The 12,986-nt window shown below is 69.3% G+C and carries 11 protein-coding genes; all 11 read right to left on the bottom strand.

The annotated features are described in order from the left end of the window. Positions 1 to 2: 2 nt before the first annotated feature. The 11 genes from BMZ45_RS01740 to BMZ45_RS01695 are packed head-to-tail and all read right to left on the bottom strand — an operon-like array spanning position 3 to position 12,403. Positions 3 to 1,946: a hypothetical protein gene (locus tag BMZ45_RS01740; RefSeq protein WP_091631695.1), complete on the bottom strand. Its 1,944-nt coding sequence runs from the start codon at positions 1,944 to 1,946 to the stop codon at positions 3 to 5. A 3-nt stretch (positions 1,947 to 1,949) separates the two neighbouring features. Next, positions 1,950 to 3,962, bottom strand: a complete 2,013-nt coding sequence (locus BMZ45_RS01735) for a hypothetical protein (RefSeq protein ID WP_091631692.1) — start codon at positions 3,960 to 3,962, stop codon at positions 1,950 to 1,952. A 5-nt stretch (positions 3,963 to 3,967) separates the two neighbouring features. Beyond that, complete coding sequence (locus BMZ45_RS01730; protein ID WP_139215356.1) at positions 3,968 to 5,758, bottom strand: hypothetical protein; 1,791 nt, start codon at positions 5,756 to 5,758, stop codon at positions 3,968 to 3,970. Positions 5,759 to 5,787: 29 nt separating this feature from the next. Continuing rightward, the gene (locus BMZ45_RS21800; protein ID WP_200944040.1) at positions 5,788 to 5,931 is read right to left on the bottom strand and encodes a hypothetical protein; all 144 of its coding nucleotides are present in this window, start codon (positions 5,929 to 5,931) and stop codon (positions 5,788 to 5,790) included. Positions 5,932 to 5,954: 23 nt separating this feature from the next. Then, entirely contained in the window at positions 5,955 to 6,773 is an 819-nt protein-coding gene (locus tag BMZ45_RS01725) for a T4 family baseplate hub assembly chaperone (protein ID WP_091631685.1), read from the bottom strand. Continuing rightward, positions 6,770 to 7,240, bottom strand: coding sequence for a phage tail protein (locus BMZ45_RS01720; RefSeq protein ID WP_056183152.1), 471 nt, complete (start codon positions 7,238 to 7,240; stop codon positions 6,770 to 6,772). Before BMZ45_RS01720 ends, BMZ45_RS01725 begins: the two co-directional genes overlap by 4 nt. A gap of 30 nt (positions 7,241 to 7,270) precedes the next feature. Then, a complete protein-coding gene (locus BMZ45_RS01715) occupies positions 7,271 to 9,379 on the bottom strand; it encodes a phage tail sheath family protein (RefSeq protein WP_091631682.1) in 2,109 nt (702 codons plus the stop codon). Beyond that, complete coding sequence (locus BMZ45_RS01710) at positions 9,376 to 9,684, bottom strand: hypothetical protein (protein WP_091631679.1); 309 nt, start codon at positions 9,682 to 9,684, stop codon at positions 9,376 to 9,378. The genes BMZ45_RS01715 and BMZ45_RS01710 overlap by 4 nt, the downstream gene beginning before the upstream one ends. Then, positions 9,677 to 10,708 carry a hypothetical protein gene (locus tag BMZ45_RS01705; protein WP_091631676.1) on the bottom strand — a complete coding sequence of 344 codons (1,032 nt, stop codon included), beginning with the start codon at positions 10,706 to 10,708 and terminating at the stop codon, positions 9,677 to 9,679. Before BMZ45_RS01705 ends, BMZ45_RS01710 begins: the two co-directional genes overlap by 8 nt. A gap of 34 nt (positions 10,709 to 10,742) precedes the next feature. After that, on the bottom strand, positions 10,743 to 11,378 hold the full coding sequence (locus BMZ45_RS21040) for a hypothetical protein (protein ID WP_139215355.1): 636 nt from the start codon (positions 11,376 to 11,378) through the stop codon (positions 10,743 to 10,745). Continuing rightward, positions 11,378 to 12,403: a sigma-54 interaction domain-containing protein gene (locus tag BMZ45_RS01695; protein WP_091631670.1), complete on the bottom strand. Its 1,026-nt coding sequence runs from the start codon at positions 12,401 to 12,403 to the stop codon at positions 11,378 to 11,380. Before BMZ45_RS01695 ends, BMZ45_RS21040 begins: the two co-directional genes overlap by 1 nt. Positions 12,404 to 12,986: the final 583 nt, after the last annotated feature.

The raw sequence follows: 12,986 nt of genomic DNA, 5'->3' as shown, positions 1-12,986 counted from the left end.
GCTCAAGCGGTGATCAGGGCGGGGTCGTCGGAGCCGCGCTGGGCCAGCTCGCGCTGGTACTCCAGCAACTGCGCGTACAGCAGTTCCGGCGAAGGCAGTGGGCCGATGCCGCCGTCGCCGCCGCCGGGCGCGGCCGCGGTCAGGTCGATGATCACTTCCTGGATTTCGATCGAGGCGCGCGGACGATCGACCGCTTCGCCGACGATGCGGCCGGGGATGGAGTCGCCGGCGGTGGCCGGCGTGCTGGAGAACTGACGCGTGATCTGATCCAGCAGCGTGGCCAGGCCGTTGCCGGACAGCCATTGCTCGTAGGCGCGCGCGATCGCTTCCAGGCCGGTCTCCGGGCGCTCGCGCACGGCGCGTTCGGCCTCGGCGAACGCGCCGGCGAATTCGGCCGAGCGCTCGCGCACCGCGTTCAAATTGGTGGCGTAGTCGCTGCGGCTGCGATCCAGTTCGGTCGAGATCAGTTGATCGAAGCGCGCCGACAGCTGGCCGAAGCCGGTGGCGACGCTGCCGGCGAGGTCGCGCACGCCGTCGAGCAGGCCGGTGCGCAGCGTATCCATCTGCGCGCGCAGGCTCGCCAGCGCGGCGGGCGGCGCGGCCAATGCGGCCGGATCGGGCATGGCCGGCATCAGGGTCGAAGGCAGGGTGGTCGACGGCGTGATCGGCCCCGGCAAGGGCAGGGCGGCGGCATCGGTCAGGGCCTTGATCTGGGCGCCGGTAAGCGGTGCGCTGACCGGGGTGCCACCGGCGCCGGTCGACTTGTCGCGCAGCAGTTCGTACAGCGGCGGCAGCACCGCCGGCAGTACCTGGATCAAGTGGGTGATCAGGCGGAACACGCGCAGGTCACTGAAGCGCGCGAGCACGATGAACAAGGTGTCGACCAACCAGCGCAGCATGCCGTTGACCGTGCGCTGCAATCCGCCGGCCAGGAACTGGAACACCGCCAGCGCGCCTTCCAGCACGGTACCGGCGATATCGAACAGGCTGCCCAGGATGCCCTGGACCATCTGGCCGATGACCTGGGCCAGTCCGGCGGCCAGGCGCGCAACCACGCCCAGCAGATCGAACACGGTCACCAGCACCACGCCGCGCAACAGCAGTACGTTGCGCACCAGGAACTGCAGGATTTCGACCACCGCCAGCTTGAAGGTGTCGAGCTTGTCGAACAGCAGGGCGATGCTGCCCACCAGCATCGGCACCAGGATGATCAGGCCGTTGACGATGCGGGTCACGCCGCCGACGGTGGTCTCCACCGACTGCAGCATGGCCATCCAGCGCTCGTGCTGCGGCGTCAGCGAGGCCTGCAGGCGCTCGGGCGCGGGCGAACCGCCGCCACCACCGCCGCCGCTGCCGGCGGCCTCGAACAGGCCGGTGAGCAGATTCAGGATTTCGCGGAACTCGCCGATCTGATCGGTCAGGGGCGCGCCCGCGACCGTGGCGGTCGGGTCGGCATCGGCCGCCGCCACCGCGGCCTCGGTCGGCGTGAGCGCTTTGCCGGCGCCCTTCTTGGCGGCCGCGGCGGGTTTCTTGTCGTCGCCGCCGATGCCCAGGCGCTTGAGGATGTCCTGCAGCTTGGTGACGATGGAATCGATCTTCCAGATCATCACCGGCAAAGCGACGCCGGCGATGGTGCCGCCGATCAATCCGCCGAACAGGCCGCCGAAGAAGCGGCCGATGCCGCCGAGCAGACCCTCGAAGAAGCCGCCCACGCCGCTGCTGGCGACCAGGTCGCGCAGATTGTTGACGTGCACCAGCAGGGCGCCGCCGCGCATCGGCGGCGCGCCGAAGCGGCCGCTGGGGGTGAAGGCTTCGGCGAACGCGAAGCCGGCATAGCGCGCGGTCGCCTGCGCCACCTGTTCCAAGGTGCCGCGCAGGCCTTTCAGTTGGGTCAGCATCAGACCCATCTGGGTGACCATGTCGTCGGAGGCGTGGTCGTCGGCCATGGCTCAGGTGGCTCCCGCTGCGATCTGATCGAGTTGGCGCCGGCCCTCGGCGTAAGCCTGGCCGATCGCGTCGCGGAAATGCTGGGCGAGGTCGCGCACCAGCGATTCGTCGTGGGCGCGGTCGTGCGCGCGCAGGGTCAGGCGCGGCACCCGCACCCGGCCCAGGCGCGCGCGCCGCGCCAGGATGTGCGGCGAGGTCGGGGTGAGCTCGACGTAGCTTTCCTCGCCGGCCATGGCGCGCTCGCGCCACCAGCGCCGCATCTCACCGATGTAGAGCGGGATCGCCGCCTCTATGATGCGGAAGCCGTTGCCGGCCAGCCAACGCTCGAAGGCGCCGATCGGCGCGGTGTGGATGCGGTCGCCCAGGGCCCGGATCTGGTCGTTGTAGAGACCGTTGGCCAGCCCAGCGGACTCGCGCGCGAACTCCTGCATGCGCCCGGCCGGGCCGGTACGGGCGAAGTCGGTGGCGGTGCGTGAAAACACCTCGCCCAGGTCGGCCAGGCTGCGCGACACGTTCTCGAACAGGCCGCGCACGTTGGCGCCCAGGGCGCGGCCGAAATCGCGCACCTCGCGGCCCAGCACGCCCGGCGGAACGCCGAACAGCAGGTTGTAGAAGTTGGGCATGCGCTTGATGCGCGGCTTTTCGGTCTCGACCATGGGGCCGCCGGTGTCGGCGAACAGCGCATCGACGATCTGGTCGATCAGATTCAAGTCGTGCAGCAGACTGGCGCGCAGCGCGGCCAGCTTGCCCCCGACCCAGGGCACGTCGTTGATCACCGGCATGAAGGCGGTGGAAACGATGGTCGCGCGCGCGGCGTTGATGCCGGCCTTGGCCGCGCCCCACAGGGTCCAGTTGATCGCGGTGCCGGCCGCGTCGATCACCTGGTTGACGGTCAGCTTGACCCCGATCATGTCGATCAGCATCGCGGTCGGGCCCAGGAAGGGCTTGACCAGCTCCAGCAGATCGAACGCCAGGATCTCGTCGATCATGTGGAACACGATGTTGACGATGATGATCACTTCGTTGACCTGCTGGCGCAGGCCGTGCAGGAAGCGCTGCAATGCGAACAGCGCCACTTCCAGGTAGATGCGCGCGATCACCGCGAAGTAGTTGATGCTCCACTGCAGCATCGTGGCCATGGCCCCGACCAGGGCGGGCACCTCGCGCAGCAGCTTGGGCAGCGACTCGAAGAAGAACGCCAGCACCTCGCGGCGCATGCGGAACACCCGCGCTTCGATGCCGCGCAGCGCATTGACGATGGTCAGGCGGATGCGCAGCCAGATCGCGTTGGCGAGGGTGCGGATCCAGTCCGGAATGATCGGCAGGATCAGCATCGCCGCGGTGAAGCCGCGCAGCACCGTATCCAGCATGTTGTCGCCGCCGCCCATGCCGGCCGGCGCAGGCGCCGCCGCCGCGACCGCGGCGCTGGGCGTGGCCGCGGCGGCGCCGCCGGCCGCGCCCGCGGTGCCGGCAGGGCCATCGAACAGGACTTTGGCCTTGGCGAAGTCGCCGACGATATTGCGCAGCTGGCCGGTGCTGGTGGTCAAACCGCGCCACGCCATGCCGAGCAGGCCGAACAGGTCCGAAGCGCGCGCGTTGCGCGGATCGAACGTGGAGGCGCGCGGGTCGGCCAGGCGGTCGATGGAATCGGCGATCGCGCCGACGATGCCCTCGATCGCGCCGAGCAGGTTCGGCAGGATCATTTCGTCCTCGACCGCCTGCGGAATGCGGGTGAAGCCGCGCCCGAAGGCCACGAACGGCGCCGCCCAGGCCGCGCCGGCGCTGCGGTAGGGGCGCAGGGCGCCGTGCTGCTGGGCGTCGATGGCCACCGACAGCGCGGTGCCTTCGAACAGGAAGATCGGGAACGCGCGGGTGCGCCGTTCGAGTTCGCCCATGCGCTCCAGGCGCTGGGTCAGCCAGCGCTGCAGCGCCGCGGACAGGCCGCCGATGCGGCGGCGCTGGCTGTCGAAGGCGGCCAGCCAGTCGGAGGCGAGCGGGATCAGGTCGATGGGCATGATCGTCAGCTCGCCGGCGCCAGGTAGGTCTGCTCGCGCAGCAGCCGGGTCAGGTCGTTGCCGATGTTGCGCAGCGAGACCGCGTCGCCGCCGGGGCAGCGCACGGTGATCTTGCGCACCACCGGGCGCAGGCGGCCGTTGTCGGGCAGGTCGCGCACCGGGAAATCGGGATCGCGCGCGGGCACGTCGCGGCCATAGACCTCGCGGTCCAGGCGGTCGAAGGCGTCCAGCAGGTCGGGCACGCGGATGCGCACCTGCGCGGGCAGGATGCGCGCGACCACGGTGTAGAGCAGGTCGCGGTAGCGCAGCTCGTGAGTGCGCAGCAACTCGAAGGCCTGGTCGGGCGTATCGACGCCGAACTCCTGCGCCATCAGCGCCGGTTCGCCGCGGAACACGCTCGCCGGCGGCGCCATCAGCTGCTGCGCCAGCGCGTCGGTGGCCGGGTCCAGCGCGAACGGCGCGGCCATGTCCACGTCGAACTCCGGGCCCCAGGGCGTGGACAGGGTGATGCCGCCGCGCGCCGCGCCGACCATGAGCTTGGCCATGTCCATGCTGGGCGTGGGCGGCGCCACCAGCATGCCGCTGAGTACGCGTGCCGGCGCCAGCGCGCTGCTGATCGCGCCCGGGCTGCCCGACGAGGACGGCGGCGGCGCGGCGGCCGGCGGCGCCGCCGGGGCGGCCGCGCCGGTGCTGGCGAAGATCTTGCGGACCTCGGTCACCACGCGTGCGGCCGCGCGGAACTGGCGGATCAGCGGAATGTCCTCGATCAGCCCGCGCGCGGCGGATACCGATATGTCGATGTAGGCGCGGGTCTCGTTGGCGATCGAGCCGAAACCGTCCTTCAGCGCTATCGCCATCTGCGCCAGCATCGCGCCCGCGCCTGCGATCAGGCGTCGCGCCATCGCCATGACGTGATCGATCATGCGCGTCAGGATCGCCATCGGCGAAGCTTCCGGATCGGCGCCTTCGAGCGCGGCGACCGTGCCTTCGCCGATACGCTTGACCACCTCCCAGATGCCCTTGCCGAATTCGATCAGGGCGTGGAACTGCATCGCGGTCGGCAGGATCAGCCTGCCGAAGCGGGTCAGCAGCCAGGCCGCGGCGCCGATCAGTTGCGCGAACAGCGCGGCGACGCGATCGACCAGCTCCAGGATGCCGCGCAGCAGCGGGTTGCGGATCGCTTCGCGCGGGCCGGTGAGCAGGTTGATGAAGCGCGTGAGCGCCTGGATCGTGCGGGTCGCGTCGCCGACCAGCTCGTAGGCCATGACCAGGACGCCGTTGGCGCCCTGCGCGGCGGCGACGATGGCGACGACGAAGCCGCCGAGCAAGGCTAGCGGAAACAGGATCGCCGCGGCCGCGGTGCCCAGGCCGGTGAACTCGGCCAGGAAGATCGGGCTGTACAGGATCGTGAGCAAGCTGGCCGCGACCGCGCACATCGATTCGCGGATCTTCACGTACAGATACATGATGATGCCGCTGGGGCTGATGAACATGCCGACGGCCATGCCGGCCATGCCGGCCACCGGCTCGAGCAGATTGGGGCCGGTCTGGCCGCCCTTGGACTGCGCGCGCGCCTCGCGATAGCGCTCGCCCAGCGCGGTGATGTTGGCGATCACCACGCGCAGGCGGCTATCCAGACGCGGCAGACGCACGCCGAACCATTCCACCAGGAAGGCGCCGCGTGCGCGGTCCATCACCACGGCTTCCAGCCGCAGTACCGCGTTCCATCGCTCGAACGCCGTGGCCATGCCGGCCAACGGCGCAGAGAGCGATGTGAGTAGCAGCCCGATGGGCATTCAGCGGCTCCAGTTCAACGACCTGCGGTTCAACGTCCTCGGGACGATTCGATCTCGGCGTTTTCCCGCTCGATCTGCTCGATCAGCAGACGCGCGAAGCTGCGTCGGTCCTCGGTGGGCATGTCCATCAACTCGGCGTGCGGCCAATGAAGGTGGTACGCCAGAAAGAACACCTCGCGACGCAAATCCTCGAGCGTCAGTCCAATGCCAAAAAATGGGACAGATCCAGGCTGGCCTTGAACTCGTGACCGCAGGCCGGGCACTCCAGCGCGCGGATCAGATCGACGCCGGGCGCGGCCGAGTTGAGCGCCCGGTCGATCAGGCGCCGGTCGGTCATGGTCAGCTCGGCCAGCAGCTTCGGTCCGATCGCGTTGAGCCGGTGCTGCGGCACGTCGCCCAGCGACTTCAGGCAGCGGGCGAGCAGCGCGTTCTTGCCCAGCGAGGCGTTCTTGCGCATCTGCGGCGCCACCGCCGATTCGTCGGCACCGGTGGGCAGCCGCATCACCATCGCGTGGTGGGTCACGCCCTGGTTGTCGATGTAGCCGTCCTCCAGGCGGATCCGGATCTCGCCGGCCGATTCCTCTTCCGGCATGCGCCGCACCGGCAAGGCGTCGAGCTCCTCGGTGACCTCGTGGCTGTGGCCGCAGGACGGGCACTTGTAGGTCGCCTGCAGCTCGTTGCCGAAGGTCGCGCCGCGCAGTCGCAGCAACAGGTAGTTGCGGTCGGCCGAGTACATCTCCGAAACCACCGATGGTCCGGTGGACTTGAGCTCGCCCAGGCCGACGATGCAGCTGGCCAGCAGTTCGGTGACCAGCTTGCCGCCGTTACGCTGGTTCTGCGGATCGGCCAGGATCGCCTCGTCGCGGCCGGTCATCTTGCGCAGCATGCCGTGGCGATGCAGGCGGCCTTCGTCGTCGTAGACGCCGATCGGCAGCTCGAACTCGTAGGTGCGGTGGGTCGTGCTCGGCGGCGGCGCCAGTGGGACCTCGCGCAGTGCGGTGGCTTCGGTTCTCATTCGACACGCTCCAGTCCTTCGTGTTCGAGGACGATGGTCTGCTTGAAGTGGTTGGTGGACCCGGCTTCCAGGTCGGTGAATTTCGACGACTTCACCCAGGCCCCGTAGAAGGCGAAGGTCAGCACGTCGGCGCCGTTGTGGCGCTTGACGATCATTCCGTCGCGACGCGGAACGGAGCCGCCCTGATCGTCGCGATTGAGCTTGAAGCACTCCTGGAACCAGTCCTTGAAGCGCTGGTCCTCGGGGCTGCCGTCGACGTAACGCTCGATCGTGAGCGAGTCGAACTTGACCTTCGCGCCGGCGGTCTTGAACACGCGGAACGAACCGCCGTGCGGCTGTTCCACGGTCTCGATCTCGCCTTCGCTGAGTCCGCCGATCTTGCTCACGCCGGGGCTTTCGCGCCCGTCGATCACCAGTACGAACTCGCTCGCGCGATAACTTTCCCAAATGTCTCCGACTTGTGGCATGACGCCCTCCTGCGTGCGCTAGTGATGAGTTCAGCCTTCGGACGCCGAAGCCCCGGAGGGCTGCTGGCCGACGGTGATGACGATGGTTTCCGCCGGCTTGGACGGATAGAAATAGACTTCGACGTTGAGCAGGCCCTGATCGACCTGGTCCGGCGGATTGTTCGAGGCGTCGCAGATGACGGTGAACACTTCCTCCGGCGAACCGGTGCCGAACGCGCCTTGTCGCCACAGCCCCAACAGAAACGGGTTGACGGCGTTGAACTTGACCGCGTTCCACAGCGAGTTGCGGTTCGGTTCCTGGCGCACCCAACGCAGGCCGTTCTTCAGGCTGCTCTTGACGAAGTTGAAGAGCAGGCGCACGCCGACGTACATCCAGCGCGGATCGGTGCTCAGCGTGCGCGAGGAATCGATCACGATGCCGGCGCGCGGAATCGCGCGGATGCCGTTGACGCTGCCGTCCTTGACCAGTTGGGTGTGCTCGGCATCGGTGAGGCGGTAGGTCACGTCGAGCACGCCGGCCAGGTTGGCCTCGTCGCCCGCCGGCGCCTTCCACACGCCACGCGAGCGCTCGACGCGCGCGAACACGCCCAGCACATGCCCGACCGGCGGCAGGTTGCGGCGCGGGTTGTCGCCAACGCCGGCCGGATCGGCGATGGTGATCCACGGCGCGTACAAGGCGCCGTAGGCCTTCTTGGCCTGGAAGGACTGGCCGTAGGCGACCGCCTGGCCGGCCTCGGTGAAGCCTTCCGGCACCGCGCCCACGTACATGCAGTCGCCGCGGTTCTCGCAGTAGGCCAGGGCGGCGGCGACGATGCCCGGATCGGTGCGCTCGCAGGTCAGCAACTGCACGTCGTGCGGATCGAAGGCGAAGAAGCCGCTGCGCACCGACGAGTCGCCGTTGAAATGGGCGGAGGTCGGGGTGCCGTCGCGGCCGGCCGCCAGCGGGGTCCAGGCCAGCACCGCCGGACGATCGACGCCGACCGCGCTGGCGCTGAGCATGTCCTCGGCGACGACGTAGCGCGAGCCGCGGATGGTGTCGTTGATGCGCGCCGGCGCGTAGTTCGGCGTGTCGGCTTCCATCGACAGGTCCGACCAGGTCTCGCGCACGTTCTCCGCTTCGGTGCCGCCTTCGGCCACGGTTACGGTGAAGCGCAGGTTGCGCACGCGGATGTTCTGCGCGGTCCAGCCGGCGATGCCGGCGATCGGCGGTCCCCAGGTGACCGCGCCGGTCAGCGGGTTGCGCGACAGCAGCTTGACCATGGTGGTGTTGGCCGGCACGGTCGGGTCGAAGACCTCGATCGCGTCGCCGAGATCGAAGTCCTCGGTGCGGCGCAGGGTGGCGCCGTTGGTGGCCACCGCGCTGGCGGTGCCCGGCACCGCCGCGGCGATCGCGAAGCCCAGGGTCGCGTTGGCGGCGATGACCTGGATCGACGTCCAGCCGTCGCTCAGGCGCGCGACTTCGCCGGTCGAGGTCAGCACCAGGTTGCCCGGGCCGGTCAGAGACGCGACCACCCGGCTCTGACGGCCGTTGATCGCGTCGCGGATCTGCTGCGGGGTGGCGTTGGCGGCGCCGCCCGGGAAATCGGCGGGCAGGAAGGTGATCACGGTGTTGTCGGGCGAGCCGTCCACGCGCAGCGTCAGGCTGGGGAGGGTGCTCATGTCGACCGGCGCGACCATGGCCACCGTGCCGGTAATGGTGGCAGCCGCGGCTTCGCGCAGGCGGGTGGTGGTGGGCGTGGAGCGCGCCACCCGCACCTGCAGGGTATTGCCCCAACTGCCCGGATCCTCGGTGCCGCGGAAACCGGCCGAGATCCGCAGCGTGTCGGCGGGGCTGCCGTCGCGCAGCGCCAGCGTACCCGGCGCATGGCCGGTGGCGGGGTCGTCGGAGACCACCCGATTGACGTAGGCGACCTGGCCGCCGTTGTCGAAGTAGCCCTTGACGAGATACGCGCCCAGGCCTCCCGGGAAATAGCCGCCGAAACGCTCGACGAAGCGAGCGTAGGAATCGACCATCACGGCCTGATTCGGCGTGCCGCGCCGGGTCAGGATGTTGAAGCCCGCGATGGAGGTGGGTGCGGCGGCCAGTACCGGCGCGCCCGTTCCGTCGACTTCCCGCACATTGATGCCGATGAAGCTCATGATTCTTTCTTCCTCTTGGGTGGTTGCGGGGGCCGCGCGGATCCATCGGCGGCACCCTGGCCGCGCCTGCGCGGAGTGATTGCGTTGCCGGCGGCCTCGGCGGCCTCCGGCGGCGTTGCGCTGCGTACCGCCAGCGCCTTGCGATCGAGCAGATAGGTCAACTGCGGCGACGCCAACGCGGCGGCGTCGAGCTCGAGGCTCTGGCCGGCCGCGAGCACGTGCACCGACGAGCCCAGATGCAGCTCGACCGGCTGCGAGCGCGTATTGATCAGGCGGACGCGTTCGCTCGCCTTGTCTTCAGCCATGGCCGGACTCCTTCCAATCGATGTGGTTGACCACGCCCAGCACCGGCTGCACCGACGAAGGCGCGTCGTGGTCCTGCCACGCGTACACGCGGCAATACAGCCGCTGGCGTGGCGCTGGGTCGAGGTGGGGGTTGTATTCGTAGGTCGGCGGCGTCTGGGTCTCGATCGACCACGGATGCGCGGCCACGCGCAGCGCGCCGCGCGGGGCGATCTCGCGCAGCAGGAAATCCATCAGCGCGCCCTGGTCGATGCGATCGGCGGCGACGGCCTCTATCGCGTAGGCGGCCTCGAACGCGGTCGGTGCCGGGCGCACCCGATAGCCGTCGGCGACGAAGTCGCAGCGTTGCGCGCTGCCGATGCTGCGCTCGGCGAGATTGCGCACGTCCATCGGCACGATCGCGATGCAGGGCGTGGTTGCGGGCCAGGGTCCGCCGGCGCTCACCAATTCGGCCGGCACCGGTGTGCCGCCCAGGCTGGTGCGCTCGTGCAAACGTGCGAGCAAGGCCTGTTCCAGATCGGCGAGCATGCTCGGCCGCACCGCCAGCGCCTCGTCGATGGCGACGCTGTAGCCCTGGCCGGCGTCGATGCAATGCAACTGCGCCACCGTGACCGCGCCGCGCACCGCGGCCGGCAAGTCGGCCAACGAGAAGCGCACCACGTCCCAGCCGGCGCCGCCGCCCACCGGCACGCGCCGGTGCCAGGTATTGCCGGGCGCGCCGATCGGCAGCGCCACGCTGCCCAGGCGCAGTTCCAGATAGAAGGCGGGCGCGGAGCTGCGATCGCCGCGCAGAACCAGGCGCAGTTCGTCGTAGTCGTCCAGGTCCAGCGCGGCCAGCGGGCGACGCGCGATGTGGTCCAGCGAGGCCGCGGTGTAAGCCAGCGTCAGGCTGCGGTGGTCGCCGCTGGGTGTGTCGCCAACCAAATCCTCGGCCACCGCGATCTGCGCCGACGGCGTCACGCCATCGCCTTGCAGAGTCTGCCAGCCGGCGAGTTGGGTGAAGGCGGCGAGCGTCAGCGACGGCACGGGCGACTCTCCTGCATCCTTGCGTGAGCGGGCGTCATGTCAGCCGGCGCCTCGACAGTTCCTGCAGCACGCCGTCGAGCTCGTCGGCGCTGGCGATGCAGCGGTAGCGGTCGCCGGTGCTACTGGCGCTGAGCATTTCGACCAGGCCGCGTTCGCGCATCCAATCCAAGGCATCGAGCAGCGCGTGCCCGTCGACCACGGTTTGTTCGCGGAACCACCACATGGCGATCCCTTCCGCGGTATCGGAACTGTTCGGGTTCACCCGCAGGTAGCGGGCGAGAGCTCTTACGATCGCTAGCATTTCGGGGTAGTCGTCCATGCGTCCCAGCCTTGGACTGAAGAGCGCAAGTCGCGTGCCAAGTGCGCGGGTGTCGCAAACGATTGATTCCAAACGGGTGCGCGTAGCCGCGTGGGCCGGTGTCGGCCGTGCTTTGTCCTGCATCCGCGCAGCGTCGATGCCGCCAAAGCCTGTTGCGACGCGCTGCGAGCGGTAGGGCGTTTTTGTCCTGGAACGCGGACGATTCCGACCGGGCGCGTCGTCGTTACGACAGTGCGTCGTCTCCGCGCAGACGAATTCCGCGCGAATGGGCGGCGCAGGCGGCGATCCGGCGTGGATCGGGCGCAGCGCATCGCCGGCGCCGGGCGCCGTGGTGGTCGTGGTGAGCGTCATCAGGAGGCGTCGTTGAAGCGACGGGTGTCGATCTGGTGTTTGCGGACCAGCTCGAAGAACGCGCGTCGGTTCTTCTTGGCCGCGTGCGCTGCATGGGTGAGGTTGCCGTGGTGCAAGGCCAGCAGGGTTTCGATGTACTGCCGCTCGAAACGATCGACCACGCGTTTCTTCGCCGACTGGAAGGACTCGCCGGCGAGTTCGCCGCTGCCGACGCCCGCACCCTCGTCCGCGTCCAGGTCCGGATCGATGTCGATGTCGTCGGCGCCGATGCTGTCGCCCGTGGCCAGCAGCACCGAGCGCTCGATCACGTGGCGCAACTCGCGCACGTTACCCGGCCAGTCGTGGGCCAGCAGCTTCTGCAGCGCTTCGGCGGTGAGCCGGCGGCCGTCGCCGCCGCCGTGGGACTGGTCGAACTGATGCACGAAGTGGCCCGCCAGCAGGGCGATGTCCTCGCGCCGCTCGCGCAGCGGCGGCAGGGCGATCGGCAGCACGTTGAGGCGGAAATACAGGTCCTGGCGGAAGCTGTTCTGACGCGCGAGCACGCGCAGGTCGCGATTGCTGGCCGCGATCACGCGCACATCCGAGCGCTGCACGGCGTTGCAGCCGACCGGGCGGTACTCCTGCTGCTGCAGGAAGCGCAGCAGCTTGCCCTGTGCGAGCAAGGGCAGGCAGTCGATATCGTCCAGGAACATGGTGCCGCCCTCGGCCTCCTTGACCAGGCCGTGGCGAGAACTGTGGGCGGTGGTGAACGCGCCTTTGACATGGCCGAACAGCTCGCTCTCGATCAGTTCCACCGGCACCGCCGCGCAATTGACCGCGACCCAGGGCCCGGCCGAGCGCCGCGAGAGATAGTGCAGCGCCTGCGCACAGATCTCCTTGCCGGTGCCGGTCTCGCCGACGATCAACACGCTGGAATCGCTGCCGGCGATCACCGGCAAGCGCTCGGCGACCTTCGCGCAGGCGTCGCTGGCGTAGAGGAATCCGCGTATGTGGGGTGATCGTCCTAGCGCTGCGCCATGCGGCATACATCACTCCTTCCTTGGGTCGCCGAATCTGAGCAGCTGCGTCGCTGCCGGCCTGCCTGGCCGTTCTTGGCTCGGGGTACTGGGAGAAGAACGGCGATGGAACGCGCGACCGGACACGCGATGAAATATTTCGTATGCGGCCGGTGTCGCGCGGCGCTTGCGTTCGCGCGCGGCATGCGCACGCGACGGTACGGTGAGACTCGCGTTGCATTGAGATGCGCGTGTCGTGCGTCGCTAACCTGTTAGCGCGCGATCGATGAAGCTCAGCTGCGGCAGGCGTTGCGCGTCGCGCGGCGTCGTCCAGCGATCGGCCTCATTCGATCGGCGCGGTCTTCATTGCACTCGCGAGCAATGGAGAACCAGGCCTTCGCGCCGATCGACGGAACCCACGAAGTAGCCCCGCGCGTGGCATTGGAAGAGCCGGTGCGCGCGGCTGCCCGGCGCGAAGCACACTTCGGCGACTTCGGCGCGCGAGCGGGTCGCCGGCCGGCCGCGTGCGATCGCGTTCCGGCTCTCTTGGGCCAGATGGCGCGGCTCGGTCCCGGTGGCGGTGGCCGCCGCCGCGCAGGGCAGGTGGCCACGG

This window comes from Lysobacter sp. cf310, from assembly GCF_900114355.1.
Lineage (GTDB): Bacteria > Pseudomonadota > Gammaproteobacteria > Xanthomonadales > Xanthomonadaceae > Lysobacter.
This window is presented reverse-complemented; position numbering and strand designations above follow the sequence as displayed.